Here is a 22,754-nt window from a genome sequence, read left to right as displayed (position 1 = left end):
GCCTTCCTACACCTTGAAATCTATTGGGTAAACTAAAATTAAACGCTGTAATACAGTTCGAACTCAACTGGGTGCGGAGTCATACGAACGCGGTCCATTTCTTCTTTACGCAGTTCGATATAAGCATCGATAGCGTCGTCAGTGAACACGCCACCACGGGTCAGGAACTCGCGGTCTTCGTTCAGTGCAGCCATAGCTTCGTCCAGTGAACCTGCAACTTTTGGAATTTCTGCTTCTTCTTCCGGTGGCAAGTCATACAGGTTTTTGTCCATCGCATCACCTGGGTGAATTTTGTTGATGATGCCATCAAGGCCAGCCATCAGCAGTGCTGCGAAGCACAAGTATGGGTTAGCGGCTGGATCCGGGAAACGTGCTTCAATACGACGTGCTTTCGGGCTGGCAACCACTGGAATACGGATAGAAGCTGAACGGTTACGGGCAGAGTATGCCAACATGACCGGAGCTTCGTAGCCTGGGACCAAACGCTTGTAGGAGTTAGTCGTTGGGTTAGCCAAGGCGTTAATTGCTTTTGCGTGCTTGATGATACCGCCGATGTAGAACAGCGCCATTTCAGACAGGCCAGCATATTTGTCACCGGCGAACAGGTTAGTACCGTTCTTGGACAACGACATATGGCAGTGCATGCCTGAACCATTATCACCAAACATTGGTTTTGGCATAAAGGTCGCAGTTTTGCCGAATGCGTGTGCCACGTTGTGCACCACATATTTGTAGATCTGAATTTCATCGGCTTTCTTGGTCATGGTATTGAAGCGAGTAGCCACTTCGTTCTGACCTGCGGTAGCCACTTCATGGTGATGCGCTTCTACTACCAGGCCCATTTCTTCCATGGTCAGACACATGGTAGAACGCAGGTCCTGTGAAGAATCAACCGGAGGAACTGGGAAGTAACCGCCTTTCACTGCCGGACGGTGGCCTTTGTTGCCGCCTTCGTATTTGGTGCTGGAGTTCCATGCGCCTTCGATGTCATCGATAGCGACATGAGAGCCACGGATGCTGCTACCAAAACGAACATCGTCAAACAGGAAGAATTCTGGTTCTGGCCCAAACAGCACGGTATCTGCGATACCTGAAGATTTCAGGAATTCTTCTGCGCGTTTTGAGATTGAACGTGGGTCGCGATCATAGCCTTGCAGGGTACCTGGCTCAAGAATGTCACAACGGATAATCAGTGTGGAATCTTCGAAGAACGGATCCATAACAGCGGTGCTGGCGTCTGGCATCAGTACCATGTCGGATTCGTTAATGCCTTTCCAGCCACCAATCGAGGAGCCATCAAACATTTTGCCTTCTTCGAAGAAGTCAGCGTTGACCTGATGAGCCGGAATAGTGATGTGCTGCTCTTTCCCTTTGGTATCGGTGAAGCGCAAATCAACAAATTTCACTTCGTGCTCATTCAGCATCGTCAAAACATGTTCAGCGGACATACTTATATCTCCTGGATTTGTCATAGTCGTCGTGGAACGATTATCGTTTGGGTGTTCAGTTATCTTTTTATTCAGGCTAACGCTCATGCTGATTTTTCATGACCGTTATTCATGCTAAACTGCGTCATAAAGTCTGTTGCGAAATCTATGCCAACTTTCCAAACGCCCCGTTTATGCCATATCATAGGGGTCTGCTGATATTCAGTATGCACCAGGATAGTTATATTGCACTATTTTGGTGCTTCATTTGCGTCGTTGGGCACTGTATTGGTGCAAAGGTGGGCCGAGAGGCTATTTTTGCACCGTGAAAGGGATCACAAACTAACCGCCGTCAGGTTGTTTATAAGAGAAGTTTGTGATCTTGTTTAGTCCCTCGCTTAATACGTGTACAATAGCGCGCTATTTCTAAATGCCTGAGGCAAAAAAGCTGTGATCGAGAATCTGCGTAACATCGCCATTATTGCGCACGTTGACCATGGGAAAACTACCCTGGTTGATAAGTTGCTACAACAATCTGGTACGTTCGGTGAACGTGCTGAAGCAACTGAACGTGTAATGGACTCCAACGATTTGGAGAAAGAGCGTGGGATAACCATCCTCGCGAAAAATACCGCCATTAACTGGAAAGACTACCGCATCAACATCGTGGATACCCCAGGACACGCCGATTTCGGTGGTGAGGTTGAGCGTGTAATGTCTATGGTTGACTCTGTGCTGCTGGTCGTCGATGCAATGGATGGCCCGATGCCGCAGACCCGTTTCGTGACCAAGAAAGCCTTTGCTCATGGTCTGAAACCAATCGTGGTTATCAACAAAGTTGACCGTCCTGGCGCGCGTCCAGATTGGGTTGTCGATCAGGTGTTCGACCTGTTCGTAAACCTGGATGCCACTGACGAACAACTGGACTTCCCTATCATTTACGCATCAGCATTGATGGGTATTGCGGGCGAAGACCACAATGATATGTCGGCAGACATGACTCCGCTGTATCAGGCAATCATCGACCATGTGCCTGCACCAGACGTAGACAGCACTGGTCCATTGCAGATGCAAATCTCCCAGTTGGACTACAACAACTACGTAGGTGTTATCGGCATCGGCCGTATCAAACGTGGTGTTGTTAAGCCTAACCAGCAAGTTACTGTTATCGATAGCGAAGGTAAGACCCGCAACGGTAAAATCGCTAAAGTACTGGGCCATATGGGTCTGGAACGTATCGAAGCAACTATGGCTGAAGCTGGTGATATCGTTGCTATCACCGGTTTGGGCGAGTTGAACATCTCTGACACTATCTGTGATGTGAATGCTGTTGAAGCATTGCCAGCACTGTCTGTTGATGAACCAACTGTTACCATGTATTTCTGCGTTAACACCTCTCCGTTCTGTGGTAAAGAAGGCAAGTACGTGACTTCACGTCAGATCCTTGACCGTTTGAACAAAGAGCTGATTCATAACGTAGCACTGCGTGTTGAAGAAACTGAAGATGCTGACGCATTCCGCGTATCAGGCCGTGGTGAACTTCACCTGTCGGTTCTGATCGAAAACATGCGCCGCGAAGGTTTCGAGCTGGCTGTTTCCCGTCCTAAAGTTATCAACCGTGTTATCGACGGCCGTAATCAAGAACCATTTGAAAGCGTAACTCTGGATATCGAAGAACAGCACCAGGGCGCAGTAATGCAAGCCATGGGTGAGCGTAAGGGTGACGTGAAGGACATGGTTCCAGACGGCAAAGGTCGTATTCGTCTGGATTATATGATCCCAAGCCGTGGCCTGATTGGCTTCCGTACTGAATTCATGACTATGACTTCTGGTACTGGTCTGCTGTACTCCACATTCAGTCACTACGATGATGTGCGTCCAGGCGAGATCGGCCAACGTCAAAACGGCGTACTGATCTCTAACGGTCAGGGTAAAGCTGTGGCATTCGCACTGTACAAACTGCAAGACCGCGGCAAGCTGTTTATTGGTCACGCGACTGAAGTGTATGAAGGCCAGATCATCGGTATTCACTCACGTTCTAACGACCTGACTGTAAACTGCCTGACCGGTAAGCAACTGACCAACATGCGTGCATCCGGTACTGACGAAGCAACCACTCTGGTTCCTTTCTTGAAGAAAACTCTTGAACAGGCACTGGAATTCATCGATGACGATGAATTGGTAGAAGTTACCCCGCAATCAATTCGTATCCGTAAGCGTCACTTGACGGAAAACGATCGTAAGCGTGCAGGTCGTGGTCCTAAAGAAGGTTAATTCTTCTTGGTACTGCTGATACTTAGGGCGCTAGCTGCGCCCTGAGTTCTATTCGCCGCACCCTTGAAGCTGCAACTGTGTTAGCTTCGCTTACTAACCCGAATCACTTACCTGAGTAAGCTCATCGGGATAAGTTCACTTGCTGCCTTGTTGCAACTCCAAGGTTTTTGAGGATACATCCTATTTTTTTGCCATTGTTATAAAAATATTATTTTTCCTGACTGACCCCTCCTTTTTCTTCCTCTCTCTGTTCAGTTTTCCCTTTTCCCGTTACAGTGAAACTCACCATCTAATTGGGAGAGCGCCATGCTGTATATCTTTGATCTAGGTAATGTGATTGTCGATATCGACTTCAAACGCGTATTGGGCGTTTGGAGCAAATTAAGCAGTGTCCCGCTGGCGACGTTGAGTGAGCGGTTTACCATGGGCGAGGTCTTCCAGCAGCATGAGCGCGGTGAAATTAGCGATGAAGAGTTTGCTCACCAGCTCAGTGATGAGATGGGGCTATCTCTAAGTTTTGAACAGTTTGCCGAAGGCTGGCAGGCGGTATTTGTCGCTTTGCGCCCGGAAGTGATCGCCATTATGCAAAAGTTGCGTCAGGAAGGGCATCGGGTGGTGGTGTTATCCAATACTAACCGGCTGCATTGTAATCACTGGCCCCAACATTACCCTGAAGTGGTGGCTGCCGCTGACCATATGTATCTGTCCCAGGATTTGGGCATGCGCAAGCCGGAAGCGAGAATTTATCAGCATGTGCTGAGTGCGGAAAACATCCCGGCGGAGCAGGCGGTATTCTTTGATGATGTTGAAGCAAATGTTGTTGCAGCCAGAATTGTAGGTATCACCGCAATTCATGTCATAGACCGAAAGGTTATTCCTGCTTATTTTCCCTGATAAGTTCTTACTCCAGACGTTAATGGGTTAGCCTTAAATATCACGCTAACCCATAACCGAGCCTAAACACCGGTATTGACTGAGAGATAAACATGGCGAGTTTTCTGCGTTTTCGCTTATCTGCATCTTTAAAACCCTACATTACGTTCGGGCGAATGCTTTACACCCGAATAGATAAAGATGGGTTAACCATGCTGGCTGGGCATCTGGCGTATGTGTCATTACTTTCTCTAGTGCCATTGGTCACTGTGATTTTTGCTCTGTTCGCGGCTTTTCCCATGTTTGCTGATATCAGCATAAAATTGAAAGCCTTCATATTTGCCAATTTTATGCCTGCCACTGGCGATATTATCCAAAACTACCTTGAGCAGTTTGTTGCCAACTCAAATCGTATGACGGTGGTGGGCACCTGCGGCTTGATTGTGACAGCACTGCTGCTGATTTACTCCGTCGACAGTGTGCTTAACATTATCTGGCGCAGTAAGGTTCACCGGTCACTGGTGTTTTCATTTGCCGTTTATTGGATGGTACTGACATTAGGGCCAATTCTCGTCGGGGCCAGTATGGTGATCAGCTCATACCTGCTTTCATTGCAATGGCTGGCAAATGCCCAGGTAGACAGCATGATTGATGAGACATTACGGCTATTTCCTCTCTTGATTTCCTGGGTTTCTTTTTGGTTATTGTACAGTGTGGTTCCGACAGTACGGGTGCCTGCCCGGGATGCACTTATTGGTGCGCTGGTGGCTGCATTGCTCTTCGAATTGGGTAAGAAAGGATTCACGATGTATATCACGCTGTTTCCGTCTTATCAGTTGATTTACGGGGTGCTGGCGGTTATCCCCATCTTATTCCTTTGGGTTTACTGGAGTTGGTGCATCGTGTTACTGGGGGCAGAAATCACCGTGACCTTGGGTGAGTATCGAGCACAGCGGTCTAAAGTGGTCATTGAGGAAAACCAGAGTCAGGAGATGTAAGGCATTATGATTGCGTTGATTCAACGGGCGCTTAGCGCCAGTGTTGTCGTAGATGGGAATATTGTCGGTGAGATTGGGCCTGGATTATTGATATTGCTGGGGGTCGAACAAGAGGACACCGAGCAAAAAGCACAGCGTCTATGTGAAAAGGTTTTGGGGTACCGGATTTTTGGCGATGAGAACGATAAAATGAATCTCAACGTCCTGCAAGCTGGTGGCAGTGTGCTAGTCGTCTCGCAATTTACACTAGTGGCAGATACGCAAAAAGGCATGAGACCAAGCTTTTCCCGTGGTGCAGTTCCGGCAGAAGCTGATCGGCTTTATCAGTATTTTGTTGCCCTGTGTCGTGAGCGTGGTGTAAAAACGGAAACGGGATTATTTGCCGCAGATATGAAAGTCAGTTTGGTAAACGATGGCCCAGTGACTTTCTGGTTACAGGTCTAGAGGCAGAATAGTGCCCAAAACTGAGGGTTATTTTATTGATAATTTTAAAGAGAGAATGCTTCTATGTATCACTTGCGTGTGCCCATAACAGAACAAGAACTCAAAGATTATTATCAATTCCGCTGGGAAATGTTACGCAAGCCGTTGCACCAACCGGTTGGCTCAGAGAAAGATGCTTATGATGCGATGGCCCATCATCAAATGGTGGTGGATGAGCAGGGTAAACCTGTCGCTATTGGGCGGTTATATATCAATGCAGATAATGAGGCTGCGATTCGTTTTTTGGCCGTTGACCCATCAGTGCGCGCCAAAGGTTTGGGAACGCTGGTGGCAATGACCTTAGAGTCAGTTGCGCGGCAGGAGGGGGTGAAGCGAGTTGTGTGTAGCGCGCGTGAAGATGCGGTAGATTTCTTCGCCAAGCTGGGCTTTGTCAGCCAGGGGGAAATAACCGCCCCGCAAACCACACCTGTGCGCCACTTTTTAATGATAAAACCGGTTGTGACCATGGACGATATTCTGCATCGCCCTGATTGGTGCGGTCAGTTGCAGCAAGCCTGGTACGACCATATTCCGCTTAGTGAAAAAATGGGGGTGCGCATCAGCCAATATACCGGCCAGCGTTTTGTCACTACCATGCCAGAGGCGGGTAATCAAAATCCTCACCATACCTTATTTGCTGGTAGCCTTTTTTCGTTGGCGACCCTGACGGGCTGGGGCTTGATTTGGCTATTATTGCGTGAGCGCCATTTGGGCGGCACGATTATTCTCGCTGATGCCCACATTCGTTACAGTGCGCCGGTTACTGGTCGGCCCCGGGCAGTGGCTGAGCTAAGCTCCCTGAGTGGTGATCTGGATAGATTGGCCCGTGGCCGTCGTGCCAGAGTGCAGTTAGACGTGAATCTATTCGGTGATGAAGATGCTGGTGCTGTTTTTTCAGGAACTTACATGGTGTTGCCAGTTGCTGCTGGAGAGGATGCCGTGAGTTAATTCACGCCCTCCGCTATGCCCGCTTTACTGATAACAAATGAGCGGGTGTACATTTATAACTTTCTTTTATCCTCCCGCGTTCTATCTATACATTCTTTTCCTGTGACCCCTCGCACTAATTTATCGAATTCTTTGCTGTGGTATGTGCAATATTCAATAGATAACTTACAGTTATATATTCATGTTTCTGATTGATCATTTTTTGGAGGCGAATCAAAAAGTAATTTTCTCAGTGTTACCCACTGACCAATATACTAAATATGATTGATATAATTAAATAAAATCATGCGTAGATACTTGTCTTATTTCTTTTTGAATCACAGCAATCACCTCCAGATGGTTCGATTTTGATTCCCCATCCTTGGTGTCAAGGAGGGAGTTATGATGGTATGTAATGAGAAAACATCAATTAATGTTATTGGTTCATCCGCAGCATTTAAGCAACTTTTACGTTTAGTTGACCGGGTTGCGCCATCACAACAAACTTTACTGATTTGTGGCCCTACTGGGTGTGGAAAAGAAGTTATTGCCCAACTGATACACCAACGTAGCAAAAATCCTTCAGCTCCATTTATTGATCTCAACTGTGGCGCAATCCCTGAGCATTTGGTTGAAGCTGAGCTATTTGGTCATGTCAAAGGTGCATTTACTGGTGCCTCTGGCGATCGGCGTGGTCATCTGGAAATGGTCGGTAATGGCACGCTGTTTTTAGATGAAATAGGTGAAATGCCTTTGTCAGTACAGCCTAAGTTATTGCGTGCATTGGAAACTCGTACTTTCCGGCCTATCGGCAGCAGCGACATTCGCCACTTTAATGGGCGAGTGGTCGCTGCCACTCACCGAAATTTACTTGCTCAGGTAAAAAGTGGTGTTTTTAGGGAAGACCTTTATTACCGCTTAGGTGTCATTACTCTGGATATTCCTGCTCTCAGCCAGCGAAGGGAGGATATCCCCGCATTAATTGACTATTTCTCAGGGTTACAAACTCACCCGTTAGTTTTCAATTCCCAGGCTATGTCTTACTTACAGCAGTATCCTTGGCCGGGTAATGTGCGGGAGTTGCGCAATCTGGTCGACAGGCTTGCGGCATTATCTGATAGCCATTTAATTACGCGTGAGGTGTTGGATACCTTTATGCCAACCTCACAACTCGAAGTGAAAGTGTCATCTGACCTGCTTGCTGATGCCATGCTGGCATTGCCGGGGGCTGATAAGCTCGTTGCGGTGGAGCAGTTATTGATAGACCGAGCGTTGCAGCGTACTACCGGTAATAAAACAGCAGCGGCACAACTATTAGGGATTAGTCGTAAGTCAGTGGAACGGCGAATTCATGGCCGGATGGATAAACGGCCAATAGTATTACAACACTTGCAGGAAGGTATGCGGTTAATGAATTGCTCCGCCTACCATGAAGCCATCGTTGATTTACAGAAAGGGTTACAACTACTGCTGGGAATCACCTTGGATGAAGAGGTTCGACAGCTTCATTACAAGCTCTATCGCCAACTCAGTATCAGCTATCAAATACTTTATGGTTGGTTAAGCCATGATGCGCTTAAATATCATAATGATGCCATCGCGCTAGGTAAAAAAGCAGGTGATGAGTCTGAGCTGGCAGGATTACTCTTTTGGCGTTGGTCGGCCCAGTTGGTGACCCTTGATTTACCGCATGTCCGCACTCTGGCTCAGGAGTTACTGCAATGGGGCCTGACTGAAAAAACCGCGTCAATATGGAGTAAAGCACATATCGCTCTTGCCAGTACCCTATTTTGGTTGGGGGATAATCAAGAAGTCTTAACATGTTTAGCTCGCAGTAAGTTACTGACTACCCCTTGCGAGTATGCTGATCAACAAGGATTGGATTTGGTTGGCATGGCACTGACCCTGAAAGGGCTGGCTTTATTTCAACTAGGTGAATTTAAAAAATCCAGAGAGGTAGCCCAAAAACTGGCCTCACGTGCTATGGGGGAAGACATTATTGCTTTTCATCGGGTTATCTCCTTACGGGGCGCGGCGTGGCTTGCTTGCTTGTTCGAAGACCGTGACAGTTTAGGTCGCTTGACCCACGAATTAGCAGTGCAGGCGCAGCAATATGGATTTACTTTTTATCAGGGGTTAGGGAAGGTACTGAAGGGGTGTTATTTGCTCATGCAGCATGACTATGTTCAGGCTGAACAGCATATGATTGAGGGTTATGATAGCCATCTGTTGTGCCAAGGAGGAAAGCTTTTTCACTCCTTCCAGGCATGGAAACGTGGCGAGTTATTGCTGCAATCAGGTGAGCCGCAACAATGTGATGTACTGATGTCACAGGCATTGGACTTGGCATTTAAGTATCAAGAACGCGCCTATCTTAGTGAGTTGATGGTCGTCAAAGCCCGTGCCAGACTGGCATTGAATGACATTGTTGGCGCTGAACAAGGCTTTCGCTGCGCCATCGCGAGTGCGCAAACGTTGGGTATTATTCCCGCACAAATTATTGCTACCAGTGAACTGGCTCGTTTGTTAGGGCAATCGCGACGAAAAGCTGAAGCGGTCGCCAATTCCCAAACGAAATGCAACAAAGTGACCCACCGGTCAGGTACGGATAAAATAGCCGTATTGACCCTGTCGGAGACCCTGTTGCATGAAGGGAAAACATTTGACTCAGCATGAGCGCTTTTACATCGAAAAACGAAAAGCTGAAGGCGTTAATCAGTCCTGCATTGCCAGAGAGCTCGGCGTCTCTCGCTCTACCCTGAGCCGGGAGCTCAGACGTAATACGGACCCCGCCTTCAACGGACTTTACTCCTCCAGACGCGCTGATGCCTTAGCCAGACAACGGCGGGGCGCCACCTCGGCACACAATGCCTGTTTCCCTCTGGGCCAGCAGACACAAGACTTTCTCCGGCAGGCGCTGGCTGTACATACCTCCCCTGAGGTTATCTGTGGGAGACTGAAAATCCAGTTTGATATCGCCGTCAGCAAAAATACCCTCTACCGCTATATCCGTTCGGACAGACAGGCTGGCGGTAAGCTTTACCTTCAGCTCCCTCACCGGGGTAAACGCTATCGCTATGATACGGGTGAGCCCGGACGCACGCCCATCCCGGACAGGGTTGGCATTGAGCACAGGCCTGCTGAGGCTGAACTCAAACAGGTTCCCGGGCATGTTGAAATCGATACGATTTTTGGCAAAGACCAGAAGTCATTCCTGCTGACGGTCGTGGACAAAGCCACAAAGCAGGTCATTATCCGTAAACTCCCCAATAAGTGCGCTGAGAGCGTCGTGGAAGCGTTCAGGGACATCGTGGCGAATACTTTCTGTGAGTTTAAAACCCTGACGGCAGATAACGGACCCGAGTTTGCGAAACATAAGGACATCACTCAGGTAACGGGCGCAAAGGTTTACTTTGCCCGGCCTTATCATTCCTGGGAGCGGGGGTTGAATGAGCATACCAACGGTCTGATACGGCGGTTTTATCCGAAAGGAACCGATTTTAATGGCGTCAGCGATGAAGATATTGCGAGACTGGAGCACATCCTCAACACTCGGGGGCGCAAATCTCTGGAATACAGCTCACCGAATGAGGTATTTTTAGAGTATCTACTCGCTGCATAACGCATGATGGTTTGTTGCGTTTCGTTCGGGAATGGGGCGGTTGCCTTGCTGTCTTCCATTCTGAAAAGCATCGACTCTCACCATGTTCCACCTTTTGTCAGCCGGGCAATTCAGTTGCTGGCTGAACTGGATAAGCCGGAGTGAAGCGGCATTCTGGGGCATGGACGTTTTCGACCAATCACCGTCTCTCACTTGGACAGTATCGTCCATCCTAGGTGTTTTTAAACCCCTTAGATTTTAATTAATTATTAAAAATCAATTGATTATCTAGTTGGCACACAGGTTGCAATTTGTACTGTGGGTAGAGCGAATATCGGATGTACTACCTAATGATGTCTCCCTCTTATTTATAAGGAACACACTATGAGTACTCTATATACAATTAACGTAATCAATAACAGCCCGACAGCGCAGGATTTCTTTTTCTTCCAAAAACCGGCGATTTATACCGGTGGCGCTAAAGTTTACTCCAACAGTATTTATCAGGAAGTGTTATCACCTTTTGCCAGCTCGGGTTCTGTACTGACCTTTGAATGTTTAATGCAATTTTATGCTGGAGCGCAATCTCAACTACCAAGCTTGTTGGTTGGGCAAGATTCAGGATATATCACCTCAAGCCAGCCTGTCGATTTGACCTCTATTACCGCTGGAGTACAAACAGCAAACACCACGGTAATGTCGGTTGATCCTTCTCTTGGTCTGTCTCCCGCGACTTATACCGAGGGGGTGCAACCTGGTGCTTATCGTATTGTCACTCCTGCATTTAACCCCGTCACAGATGTATTTAACGCGGGGTTGGCGGTGCAAAGTGCCAGTGGCAGTAGCGTACTGTCGAGTTTCATCAATGCAGAACCAAGCAAAAATATCGATTGTCAGCCAGTGCTGAGTTTTTATGTCCAAACGGGTACCTATCAGGCGGGGACGGTTATTAACTTCTCTACGTCTTCAGTTGGGTCCGCGATATGTGATACCACCCAAGGTGTGACCGCATTCAATGTTACTTATAACCCTCAGGGCACCTGGACGGTTAGCGCTGCTTGATAAAAACACGCGTGTACGGCCTGCCTGATCAACAGTGCCGTACCTGTACTCCCCTATTTATTATTTCTATGAGGAGGCTATATGCCTAATCTAACAACCAGTATTTCGCTAAATCTATTATTGGGCCAATTTCCGAATCCTGTTAGTCAACTGACTCAGCCACCGCTCAGTAATGAGTGTGGTGCTTATGCATTAACTGCCACATTGGCTGCATTTGCACTGTGGCCGGAAAGTACCATTATCACTTATGGAGAAAATAATAATGTCATTCAACAAGACGATGATTTTATTAACGCTAAGGATAAGATCTATGGTCTGACTGGGATACTTAACCCCGATGGTGGGGCAAACGTTGCGGGTGGCGGATATAACTCACCTGCGGCAATGGCTGCTGTGGCGATAGATTTCGCACGGGTGGTATCGGTGAATATCACCGCTGCTGGCTTATATGCCTTGGGGGCGTTGTATCCAGCTGAGCAAGCTGCCTGTGTGGCGGTGGTAGGGGAGCCAAATGTACATACGGATGCTGTTTATGTAGAGCCGGCTCATGGGCAAGTACAATTGATTTGTGTGGCTTCCGGCCCGCAAGCTCTTCACATGTTAGCTCGTGGTTCCGACGGACTTTATTACGATCCCGCCACCGGAGTTCGTGATAATGATTGGGGTAATCCAACAGCTGAACTCTTTGAACAACTCAGTGGCTATGAATTTGTTGGTTTATGGCTAGTTATTAGTTAATTAATGAGTAATTTGAAATAGTAAACCGATAAACGGTGCTATCGAGTTGTTTATCGGTTTACTTCAATATTTTTTAGTGTGATTTTATAAACCTCCTTTCTTAACCTTTTCTTTAATTTATCATCGTTAAATTATCTATAATTTATGTTTAGCTAAATAATGCAGGGTTGTTTTATTTGGTTTTTTTAAAAAAGAGTAACTAATGCACTGGATCATACAGCGTAATAGTTATTTAATAAATTAACATCTGCTGTTTGCTATTTATAAATATAAATCAACCCTTAATATTATTTATTAAATAGCTAACTATAGATAAATCTAAACTAGTCTGAGTCATTTAATTAAGGAATTTATAATAAATTTTTTAATGGGAGTGAATTAAAATGGATAGAGATTGGCATAGACAAGATATTTTAGCTGCAATACGGAAAGCAAAAGGCTCACTAGCAGCATTATCAAGAGAGAGCGGGCTTTCGCCAAGTACATTAGCTAACGCGCTAACACGCCCGTGGCCCAAGGGAGAAGTAATTATTGCAGACGCTATCGGTGTTTCCCCTCGAGAGATATGGCCCAGTAGGTTCATCGATTATCGAGGGCGGATGATTATTCGAAGAGTAAGGCAAAACTAACGTTAAGAGGGTGGTTCAAATGGATAAAAAACTACTAAACTCGCTTAAAATGTTAATACCATTTTGGGAAAATAGTTCGGAAGCTTGGGGGGTTAAGGATAACAAGTCAGTGTTTATTTATGCAAATAATAGGTTTGGTACATTATTAGGCTTACCTGATAAATTTAGTGTGGAAGGGCGATTAGATGGCGAACTTCCTGCGCCAACGGCAGAGTTTCAGACTGAATTTCAGGAACATGACCGTCAGGCGATATTATCGAAAGAACGTGCGACAACGATTGAAATCCATGCATTTGAGCGACGTTCCTATTTTCAACCTTACTTTTGTGATAAGTATCCATTAATAGATAAAAACGGCATTTCACAGGGGCTTATTTTTCATGCCAGGCCAGTAGAAGATATAATATTAACGCATTTAAATAAAATAAAAGTCCCCACCTCACTTATCTTTACCCCGCCATCAGAGTCATTTACCAAAAGAGAGTGGGAGGTGTTATTTTATATTTTACATGCTTTTTCAAGCCCTGACATTGCTAAAAAGCTTAATTTATCAACCAGATCAGTCTGCAATATAATTAAAAATATCTATCGAAAGGCCGGTGTGACCAGTAAAAAACAGGTTATAGAATATTGTTATGAGAAGAAAATTAATAACTATGTACCACAAAGTTTCTTTGAATACTCAGGTTCTTTTCCGCTTGCGGGGAAAGGTAACGTAAATTTAAGGGGAAAGTAATGATGGATAAGACATTACTAAACTCGCTTGAGGTATTAATACGGTTTTGGGAGCATAGTTCAGAACCTTGGGGGGTTAAAGATAATCAATCAAGATTTATTTATGCAAATAACAGATTCAATAAATTATTAGCTTTACCGGATAAATACTGTGTAGAGGGGCGGTCTGATGGCGAACTTCCCACTCCAATATCAGATTTTGAGGTTGAGTTTCAAGAGCATGACCGTAAGGTAGAGCTATTGCAGGATCGTATAACAGCGGTTGAAATACATGAGTGGGATGGCCTTTCCTATTTTAAGCCTAATTTCTGTGACAAATATCCGTTAATAGATAGCGATGGGATATCGCAAGGTGTTATTTTCCATGTAAGACCTGTGCATGATATGTTGTTAACAAATTTAGGTAAAATAAAAGTCCCCACCTCACTTATCTTTACCCCGCCATCAGAATTATTTACTAAAAGAGAATGGGAGGTGTTGTTTTATATTTTACATGCTTTCTCAAGTAAAGAGATTGCTAAAAAAATCCATTTATCCACCAGAACAGTTTGTAATATAACTCAAAAAATCTATCGAAAGGCCAGTGTGACCAGTAAAAAACAGGTTGTTGAGTATTGTTATGAAAATAAGATAAATAATTATGTTCCGCAGAGCTTCTTTGAATACTCGGGTTCCTTCCCACTGGCTGGGTAAGTAAAACTAAATATAATGGGAGGATTGAAATGGAAAAAAACCTAAAGCAATCGCTTGAGATATTAATCCGGTTCTGGGAACACAGTTCTGAACCTTGGGCGGTAAAAGATAATCAATCAAGATTTATTTATGCCAATAGACGAGTTTATAAATTATTCAATTTACCTGGAAAATACAACCTTGAAGGTCGGTTAGATGGTGAGATTCCTACGCCATCAGCAGATTTTCAGGACGAATTTCAGCAGCAGGATCGTCAGGTAGAATTATCACAGGACCGCGTAGCATCAGTTGATATTCAGCTATATGATGGCCGTTCATATTTCACACCTTATTTTAGTGACAAATACCCACTAATAGATGAACATGGCATATCCCAAGGAGTTATTTGTCATGGGCGGCCCGTACAAGATATAATGTTAACGCGTTTAAATAAAATAAAAGTTCCGATATCACTTATCTTTACACCTCCATCTGCATTATTCACCAAAAGAGAATGGGAGGTATTGTTTTATATTTTACATGCTTTCTCAAGTAAAGAGATTGCTAAAAAAATCCATTTATCAACCAGGTCAGTCTGCAATATAATCCAAAGCATCTATAGAAAAGCCGGTGTAACCAGTAAACGGCAGGTTATAGAGTATTGTTATGAAAATAAAATTAATAATTATGTGCCGCAGAGTTTCTTTGAATATTCGGGTTCGTTCCCTCTTATGTAGGACAAACTTCTGTGCCGATTACATGAAAAATATCATGTAATCGGCGTTGTCACCCAGCAGCAATCTGGTAGGGCAGTGTAAAACGCCCTTATTGCCCCGCTACGCTATGCACTTCACCATGCTGCATAGTTTGATTGACTTGTTGCCCATTGCTGTCAGTAGCTTGTAGAGAGCCGCTAACAGTAGGTTTCAATGGTGTATCGGCAGCCAGACTTCCTTTTATCTGTAATTTTAGGTTGCCCAGGCCATGCAACGGTAATGCTGGCCAACCCCAGTTTTGCAAGATATCCAGATTGACAGAACGGCCGGTCAGCGCCAGTGATAAGGCGCGGGCAGGCGTTTGGTCAATACTGGCGGTGGACTCCAGTAAGCCCTCTTTGGTGAATGCGCTTAACTCACTAAATGTAATCTGTTGTTCATTGGCATTGAGGGCCAGTGACGGACGGCGAATATCATTTTTATTAAATGTCGCATTACCTGCATTCAACATTAATGAGCCAGACCATACACCCCACTGATGGTTTTTTGCCAACAGTAAGTTAGTGCCTGCGGCGTCCAGCGATGTAATCTGGAAGGGGAAGTCAGGGCTGATATCAATCAACAAGTTACGATTAGCACTAAGCTTGCCGACGTACACCTCGGATAGCCAGTTTGGCAATGTTTGTTGCCATTGTTGCTTCCAATCGGCAGGCAGAGTGTAAACCAGCGCGACCAGTGTCAGTTCATCCAATTGCAGGCGATGAGTATCGCGCGCCCAATTCCCCTGAGTTCTTAATAGACCATCCTGCCAGCGGGTTGAGAACTGATTAATTGCGACGCCAGCCGGAGATAAAGTAAATGTTGCTATTGGGTCAATCAGATGAATATTACCCTTGATAATATCACCGGCATTGAAGGACAGTTCGCCATCCTCTGTTTGCCAATCGCCTTGTTTAAACGTGATATTTTTTAGCGTCAAATCGAGGTCATTAAATGCCCAGCTTTTCCCTTCTACTCGCGCATCAATTAAATCAAACCGTTTTAGCGTAATCGGCGGGAGTTGTAAGAATGTATTCCAAACATCATCTATCGATGCTGGTGTTTGTAGGCGAATATTGCTGAGCCGCAGGCGATCGACCAGCCAACTGCCATCAGCCGCTTGGCTGGCGTTACCGGTCAATTCACCCTGCGCGATATCTGCCCCAAAATTGGTTAGGGTCAGGGCATTTTTCTGTATCGAGCCTTGCAGATAAAGTTGTTGCGCGGTAATACCGTTAATGGTTAAAGAACCGGCACTAAACTGAAATTGAGCATTTTCGCCAAGGCTATTACCCGGTTGTGGCTGCCAAGGCACCAAACCGCCAGTCACTTGCTGACCCGCAATCTTCCACTGAGTTGCTGAGTTTTTCGCCTCAAGAGTGGTATCGAGGGCCATATTAGTCAACTGCAAGGTATCAGCCTGTAATGGCAGCGGTGATGGGCTGTTACTGAGGATTAAACGACCATTTTGCAGATTGAGACTGAGAAGGTGACGAGGCTCGGTCAGTTGCCGCCAACTCAGGCCAAACAGCGCTTGTTGGGCAACAAGAAACGGAGGCTGATTGGCCCGGCCCAGAGTGATATCACTGAAACTGATTTGTCCCGGTTGGGACCATGAGTGGTCTATTTTACCCAGAGAGAGGCGATATTCACTATTATCACTAACCCAACGGCTCAGCCAACCGGCAGCCCAACTGGTTTGGAGCAATACGTAACACAGCACTACGGACAGCACCAGTAGTAGTAATAACGTTAGCAGCACTTTCCCGAGAAATTTCATCCGGTCTTTCCACGCCTGTCGGTGATACGGAACCCTGTTTATGCCGTAATTTGTCCATGAGCTCAATAGACAATCAGTTATCCGGCGATAAAAAAATGGCCGGGATCGTTTACGACCGGCCATTTCATTGACGTGTTGATGTAAAGATTATTTTTCTTGTGGGAAGAGTAAGTTAAGCACAATGGCAGTAATACCACCGGCAGCAATCCCGGAAGAAAGCAGCGTTTTTACCCAATCTGGCGCGAATTGTAGAATCAATGGCTGTTGTGCCACACCCATACCAACTGCCAATGACAGAGCCATAATCATAATAGCGCGCCGATTGAGTGTTTCACGAGAGACAATACGCACGCCGGAAGCTGCAATGGTACCGAACATCACCAGCGTGGCGCCCCCCAGCACTGGTTCAGGAATATGTTGCACGAAACCTGCAACCGCCGGGAACAAGCCCAGAACAATCAGCATCAGTGCGACAACGAAACCGACATAACGACTGGCAACACCGGTCAACTGGATCACGCCATTGTTCTGGCCGAAGCAGGAGTTAGGGAAGGTGTTGAACACTGCCGACAGCATGGAGTTCAAACCATTCGCCAGCACACCACCTTTCAGGCGTTTCATATACAACGGGCCATGAACAGGTTGTTCAGAGACATCCGAGGTCGCGGTGATATCACCAATGGTCTCCAGTGAGGTCACCATGAAGATTAACATCAGTGGTACCAGCAGATTCCAATCAAAGGAGAGGCCATAATAGAGTGGTGTTGGGATAGTGATCAGCGCGGTATCTACCACCGGGCGGCTCTCTGGCAACATACCCAACGACCAGGCCAGCAAGTAACCCACGGCCATCGCAATGACTAAAGAGGCCACACGCAAATACGGGTTGCGCTGGCGGTTCAGTAGAATAATCACGACTAATACGGCACCCGCTAATAGCAGGTTTTTCGGTGCGCCAAAGGTATGGTCACTCATTGCACCATAACCGCCGCCAATTGATGTCAGCCCAACCTGAATCAATGACAAACCGATGATCATCACCACGATACCAGATACCAGTGGGGTGATAATGCGGCGCGCCAGATGCAGGAAGCGGGAAAGTATAATTTCGGTGCAGGACGCCACCATTAGCGTACCAAACAGTGCCGCCATCATGGTTGGGATATCTGCGCCGCCGTTTTTTAGCGCCAGGCCACCCATAATCAATGGCGAAACAAAGTTAAAACTGGTGCCCTGAATCGATAAGAGGCCAGAGCCAACTGGCCCCCAGGTTTTAATTTGCAGTAACGATGCCAAGCCGGAGGCAAATAGCGACATGCTAATAATGCGTTGGGTATCTTCCGCTGGTAGTCCCAGCGCCTGACAAATCAATAAGCCAGGGGTTATCACTGCGACAAACATCGCCAATAAATGCTGGCAAGCAGCGAACAATGTTTGGGCGAGTGGGGGGCGGTCTTCTAAACGGTAAATCAATTCGCTGGGGCGAGTGGCTGCTTGCTGTGGAGTATCAAGCTCGGCGGATTGCGTAGACATGGAGTGGCATTCCCGGATCGGCAAAGAGGGCATTTTAATGATCCGGCTCACAAAAGCAATCGGTTGCGCTGCGTTTTTAAAAATAATTCTATTCGGTGCTCACCTGCATTTTTCTATTACTAAACTTGTAATGGGCGGCGTTTTTTCTTCTAATCCCTTCCTTAACTGTTTTGGCGTTTTTAAGGAACTGTCTAACGTCATATTTTTAATCGATATTTCAATCGCATGGAGTACCAAGATGTTTCATCTCGATACCTATGGCACGCTAGTCGCGGCCTGCTTGGTTTTATTATTAGGCCGAAAACTCGTACAAACTGTCCCATTCCTGAAAAAATACACTATTCCTGAACCAGTAGCCGGCGGTTTGTTGGTTGCCTTCTTGATGTTGCTGATGCAAAAGACTCTTGGCTGGGAAATCAGTTTTGATATGTCGCTCAAAGATCCCTTGATGCTGGCATTCTTTGCAACTATTGGTTTGAATGCCAATCTGGCTAGCTTACGTGCTGGCGGCAAAGCTTTGAGCGTATTTGTGTTTGTGGTCATTGGTTTGTTGCTCATGCAGAACGCAATTGGTATTGCGCTTGCTAAATTGATGGGGCTAGACCCGTTGATGGGGTTACTAGCTGGCTCAATTACCTTATCAGGTGGGCACGGTACTGGTGCTGCGTGGAGTAAACTCTTTTCTGAACGCTATGGCTTTGAAAATGCAACAGAAGTTGCTATGGCTTGTGCAACATTTGGTTTGGTGCTGGGGGGATTGATTGGTGGCCCGGTAGCCCGCTACCTGGTGAAGCGCTCTTCCACACCCGATGGTACGCCGGAGGACAGCGAAGTCCCTTCCGCATTTGAAAAGCCTTCGGCGGGGCGCATGATCACCTCGTTGGTGTTAGTTGAAACCATCGCCATGATAGCTATCTGCCTGATGGCAGGCAATGTGATTGCGGGTTGGTTGCAGGGCACGATGTTTGAACTGCCAATCTTTGTTTGTGTGCTGTTTGTCGGGGTTATCCTCAGTAACACGTTGTCGGCAATCGGCTTCTATAAAGTCTTTGATCGTGCGGTATCAGTGCTGGGCAATGTCAGTCTGTCACTGTTTTTGGCAATGGCACTGATGAGTTTGAAGCTCTGGGAGCTGGCTTCACTGGCATTACCGATGCTGGTAATTTTGTCAGTTCAGGCACTGGCGATGGCGTTGTACGCTATCTTTGTCACTTATCGCATCATGGGAAAAAACTATGATGCAGCGGTACTGGCGGCGGGGCACTGTGGTTTTGGTCTGGGTGCAACACCGACTGCAATCGCCAATATGCAAGCGATTACTGACCGTTTTGGCCCATCTCATCTGGCGTTCTTAGTGGTGCCAATGGTAGGTGCATTCTTTATTGATATCGCTAATGCGATCGTGATTAAGCTTTATCTTTTACTGCCAATATTCCCGGCGGTGGTAGGGTAGCTGTACTCTGGGGCGAGTTTACTTGCCCCTTATTTATTAAGCGTTAGTGTAACGCGCTCGCTCTGGTAGCCAGCGCTCAATCAATGCGCGTGCATGTTCAGGATATTGCTGGTGCAGATGGCGAGCTACCCGTTGGACTTCGGGAATCATCGCCTGATCGCGCAGTAAATCAGCCACTTTGAACTCCGCACTTCCAGTTTGCCGTGTTCCCAACAATTCGCCCGGTCCACGGATTTCTAAATCTCGCTGGGCAATGACAAAGCCATCATTACTATCACGCAACACTTGCAAACGCATCTGGGCGGTTTTACTCAACGGCGTTTTATAGAGTAATACACAATGAGAGGCGACAGCACCACGGCCGACACGGCCTCGTAACTGATGTAATTGCGCTAACCCCAAGCGTTCCGGGTTATCGATTATCATCAGGCTGGCGTTAGGCACATCGACCCCAACCTCGATCACTGTGGTTGCCACCAATAGCTGCAACTCACCCTGTTTAAATGCCTGCATAACTGCCTGTTTTTCTGGTCCTTTCATGCGCCCATGAACTAAACCGACTTTAATTTCCGGCAAAGCAATTTTCAGTTCTTCACAAGTTACTTCGGCGGCCTGCGCTTCCAGGACTTCAGATTCCTCAATCAGTGTGCAGACCCAATAAGCTTGCCGACCCTCTTCCAGACAGGCATTTTTAACTCGCTGGATAACATCACTGCGGCGGGTATCAGGGATTGCCACTGTAGTCACCGGTGTTCTACCTGGCGGAAGCTCATCAATTACTGAGGTATCAAGATCTGCATAGGCAGTCATGGCCAGCGTTCTTGGAATTGGGGTCGCGGTCATAATGAGTTGATGTGGATGGAAACCTTGCTCCTCGCCCTTTTCCCATAAAGCGAGCCGTTGATGAACACCAAAACGATGTTGTTCATCAATAATAACCAGCGCCAGTCCAGAGAACTGCACCTGTTCTTGAAACATCGCATGGGTGCCAACAACCATTGCAACCTGACCGCTGGCGACAGCTTCTTGCTGTGCTATACGGGCTTTACCTTTTTGCTTGCCAGCCAGCCAGCCCACTTGCAGCCCCAACGGTTCTAGCCATTGGCGGAAAGTGGAGGCATGTTGTTCTGCCAGTAATTCGGTGGGTGCCATCAAAGCAACCTGCTTGCCGTGAGCAATTGCCCGTAGCGCGGCCAGGGCTGCAACCAATGTTTTTCCTGAGCCAACGTCCCCTTGAATCAATCGCATCATCGGGAAGTTATGGGTCATATCCTGCTCAATCTCCGCCACTACCCGTTGCTGGGCATGCGTGGGGCTGAAAGGTAGCGCGGCCAGAAAACGTTGTTTGAGCTGTTGCTCTGCCAATAGCGGTAATGCCCGATAGCTTTGCGCGCCGGCCCGGACAGCCAACATACTGAGGTTATGAGCGACTAGCTCTTCCATGATTAATCGCCGCTGTGCAGGATGCTTGCCTTGATCTAAATCAGTCAACTGAATATTTGCTGGTGGGCGATGCAGGGTATGAATAGCTTCTGGCAAGCTAATGAGTGAGCGGCTTAACTCAATCGGCAATAATTCGGCAATAACACAAGTATCCAGCATCGCCAGCGCTTGATCGATAAGTTTGCGCAAGGTCGCCTGACGAATCCCTTCGGTGGTGGGATAAACGGGTGTCAGGGACTCTTGTAATTCAACGCCAATGTTCTCGCCATGCACCCGATATTCAGGGTGAATGATTTCCGCCCCGGTATTGCCCCGTTTGACTTCGCCGTAGGCGATAACATGCTTGCCCGGAGACAAACTGTTTTTCATCGCAGCGTTGAAGTTAAAGAAACGCAGAGTGAGAATACCACTACCGTCGCTGATTTGGCAGGTCATCATGCGGCGGCGGCCAAAGGTGATATCAGAACGTAGAACCTCGCCCTCAACATTAACCGAGAGGCCAGGCATTAAATCGCCAATACGATACAGGCGAGTACGATCTTCATAACGCAGTGGGAGGTGAAGCAGTAGGTCTTGGATGGTTTCCAACCCCATTTTAGCCAGCTTCCCAGCCTGACTTGAGCCAACACCGGAAAGTGTACTGAGGGGTACTGCATCCAGCAGGCGGCCTTTCATTTAAGACTCCGTGGCTTGCATGGCAGACCACCATTGTGCATCGGCAATAACCTGACCCTGCTCATCAATATGTGGTTGAGGTAGCCCTTTCCGTTTGGCGACTTGTGCCAATACCGGATACCCCCCCTCAAACAGTAATCGTTGCTGCTCATCTTCGGGCAAGACACTTTTTGCTCGCTGATACATACCTGCATTTTGCCGCTGCCGTTGGGCTTCATATAAAATCAACGCAGACGCGACAGAAACATTGAGTGATTGCACCATGCCGATCATCGGAATAATGATGTCTTGGTCCGCGAGTGCTAACGCTTCCTCAGATATACCGGTCTTCTCTTGTCCCATCAAAATACAGGTTGGGCGGGTATAGTCTATTTCACGAAAATCGACAGCATTATCAGACAGATGCGTTGCCAGAACTTGCATGTTCTGTGATTTCAGATGAGCAATGGCATCGCTAATATGAGTGTGTGTTTTGACTTGTACCCAACTGTTGCTGCCGGCCGCGGAAGAGAGTCGTGTATACATCTGAGTCGTTGGCCAAATTGCATGTACTTGATGGATACCGACAGCATCAGCTGTACGAATGATAGCGGATACATTATGAGGTTTATGTACTTGCTCCAGGCAAACCGTTAGGTCCGGCTGCCTGGTAGCCAGCATTTCACAAATCCGCGCATAGCGTTGAGGATTCATAGG

20 protein-coding genes are annotated in these 22,754 nt (G+C 46.9%); 15 read left to right on the top strand and 5 right to left on the bottom strand.

What is annotated here, in order from left to right:
• Positions 1-38: 38 nt before the first annotated feature.
• On the bottom strand, positions 39-1,448 hold the full coding sequence (gene glnA / locus ACWJJO_RS22465) for a glutamate--ammonia ligase (RefSeq protein WP_004392048.1): 1,410 nt from the start codon (positions 1,446-1,448) through the stop codon (positions 39-41).
• Between the two features lie 429 nt (positions 1,449-1,877).
• Here glnA and typA point away from each other — a divergent pair, with 429 nt between their 5' ends.
• From typA to ACWJJO_RS22395, 14 genes are all read left to right on the top strand, one after another.
• Positions 1,878-3,701, top strand: a complete 1,824-nt coding sequence (gene typA / locus ACWJJO_RS22460) for a ribosome-dependent GTPase TypA (RefSeq protein WP_042568870.1) — start codon at positions 1,878-1,880, stop codon at positions 3,699-3,701.
• 306 nt (positions 3,702-4,007) lie between these two features.
• The gene (gene yihX / locus ACWJJO_RS22455; RefSeq protein WP_083161633.1) at positions 4,008-4,595 is read left to right on the top strand and encodes a glucose-1-phosphatase; all 588 of its coding nucleotides are present in this window, start codon (positions 4,008-4,010) and stop codon (positions 4,593-4,595) included.
• A gap of 92 nt (positions 4,596-4,687) precedes the next feature.
• Positions 4,688-5,572: a virulence factor BrkB family protein gene (locus ACWJJO_RS22450; RefSeq protein ID WP_083161635.1), complete on the top strand. Its 885-nt coding sequence runs from the start codon at positions 4,688-4,690 to the stop codon at positions 5,570-5,572.
• A 6-nt stretch (positions 5,573-5,578) separates the two neighbouring features.
• On the top strand, positions 5,579-6,016 hold the full coding sequence (dtd, locus tag ACWJJO_RS22445) for a D-aminoacyl-tRNA deacylase (protein WP_442821397.1): 438 nt from the start codon (positions 5,579-5,581) through the stop codon (positions 6,014-6,016).
• A 63-nt stretch (positions 6,017-6,079) separates the two neighbouring features.
• Complete coding sequence (gene fabY, locus ACWJJO_RS22440) at positions 6,080-7,003, top strand: fatty acid biosynthesis protein FabY (RefSeq protein ID WP_083161639.1); 924 nt, start codon at positions 6,080-6,082, stop codon at positions 7,001-7,003.
• A 381-nt stretch (positions 7,004-7,384) separates the two neighbouring features.
• The gene (locus ACWJJO_RS22435) at positions 7,385-9,658 is read left to right on the top strand and encodes a sigma-54 interaction domain-containing protein (RefSeq protein ID WP_481091536.1); all 2,274 of its coding nucleotides are present in this window, start codon (positions 7,385-7,387) and stop codon (positions 9,656-9,658) included.
• Positions 9,630-10,604: an IS30 family transposase gene (locus ACWJJO_RS22430; RefSeq protein WP_481090511.1), complete on the top strand. Its 975-nt coding sequence runs from the start codon at positions 9,630-9,632 to the stop codon at positions 10,602-10,604. The genes ACWJJO_RS22435 and ACWJJO_RS22430 overlap by 29 nt, the downstream gene beginning before the upstream one ends.
• 3 nt (positions 10,605-10,607) lie before the next feature.
• Positions 10,608-10,748, top strand: coding sequence for a hypothetical protein (locus ACWJJO_RS22425; protein WP_481091535.1), 141 nt, complete (start codon positions 10,608-10,610; stop codon positions 10,746-10,748).
• Between the two features lie 219 nt (positions 10,749-10,967).
• Entirely contained in the window at positions 10,968-11,645 is a 678-nt protein-coding gene (locus tag ACWJJO_RS22420) for a hypothetical protein (RefSeq protein ID WP_083161643.1), read from the top strand.
• A gap of 81 nt (positions 11,646-11,726) precedes the next feature.
• On the top strand, positions 11,727-12,383 hold the full coding sequence (locus ACWJJO_RS22415) for a T3SS effector IpaJ family cysteine protease (RefSeq protein ID WP_083161645.1): 657 nt from the start codon (positions 11,727-11,729) through the stop codon (positions 12,381-12,383).
• A gap of 383 nt (positions 12,384-12,766) precedes the next feature.
• Positions 12,767-13,012, top strand: a complete 246-nt coding sequence (locus tag ACWJJO_RS22410) for a helix-turn-helix domain-containing protein (protein ID WP_083161647.1) — start codon at positions 12,767-12,769, stop codon at positions 13,010-13,012.
• A gap of 19 nt (positions 13,013-13,031) precedes the next feature.
• Entirely contained in the window at positions 13,032-13,748 is a 717-nt protein-coding gene (locus tag ACWJJO_RS22405) for a helix-turn-helix transcriptional regulator (protein ID WP_442821396.1), read from the top strand.
• Positions 13,749-13,750: 2 nt separating this feature from the next.
• The gene (locus ACWJJO_RS22400; protein ID WP_083163979.1) at positions 13,751-14,440 is read left to right on the top strand and encodes a helix-turn-helix transcriptional regulator; all 690 of its coding nucleotides are present in this window, start codon (positions 13,751-13,753) and stop codon (positions 14,438-14,440) included.
• A gap of 29 nt (positions 14,441-14,469) precedes the next feature.
• Complete coding sequence (locus ACWJJO_RS22395) at positions 14,470-15,156, top strand: helix-turn-helix transcriptional regulator (protein WP_481091534.1); 687 nt, start codon at positions 14,470-14,472, stop codon at positions 15,154-15,156.
• 88 nt (positions 15,157-15,244) lie between these two features.
• Here ACWJJO_RS22395 and ACWJJO_RS22390 read toward each other — a convergent pair whose 3' ends face one another.
• Both ACWJJO_RS22390 and ACWJJO_RS22385 read right to left on the bottom strand, forming a co-directional pair.
• Positions 15,245-16,954, bottom strand: coding sequence for an AsmA family protein (locus ACWJJO_RS22390; protein WP_372569805.1), 1,710 nt, complete (start codon positions 16,952-16,954; stop codon positions 15,245-15,247).
• A 147-nt stretch (positions 16,955-17,101) separates the two neighbouring features.
• A complete protein-coding gene (locus tag ACWJJO_RS22385) occupies positions 17,102-18,487 on the bottom strand; it encodes a uracil-xanthine permease family protein (protein ID WP_083161655.1) in 1,386 nt (461 codons plus the stop codon).
• A 238-nt stretch (positions 18,488-18,725) separates the two neighbouring features.
• Between ACWJJO_RS22385 and gltS the strand changes: the two genes are divergently transcribed.
• Complete coding sequence (gene gltS / locus ACWJJO_RS22380) at positions 18,726-19,940, top strand: sodium/glutamate symporter (RefSeq protein WP_083163981.1); 1,215 nt, start codon at positions 18,726-18,728, stop codon at positions 19,938-19,940.
• 36 nt (positions 19,941-19,976) lie between these two features.
• Here the strand turns inward: gltS and recG are convergent, their stop codons facing one another.
• Both recG and trmH read right to left on the bottom strand, forming a co-directional pair.
• The gene (gene recG / locus ACWJJO_RS22375; RefSeq protein WP_083161657.1) at positions 19,977-22,058 is read right to left on the bottom strand and encodes an ATP-dependent DNA helicase RecG; all 2,082 of its coding nucleotides are present in this window, start codon (positions 22,056-22,058) and stop codon (positions 19,977-19,979) included.
• Positions 22,059-22,751, bottom strand: coding sequence for a tRNA (guanosine(18)-2'-O)-methyltransferase TrmH (gene trmH, locus ACWJJO_RS22370; RefSeq protein ID WP_083161659.1), 693 nt, complete (start codon positions 22,749-22,751; stop codon positions 22,059-22,061). It lies immediately after the preceding gene.
• Positions 22,752-22,754: the final 3 nt, after the last annotated feature.

The sequence above is a fragment of the Yersinia antarctica genome, assembly GCF_056636475.1.
The sequence above is the reverse complement of the archived record's forward strand: the minus strand, read 5'-3'. Positions and strand labels throughout refer to the sequence as shown.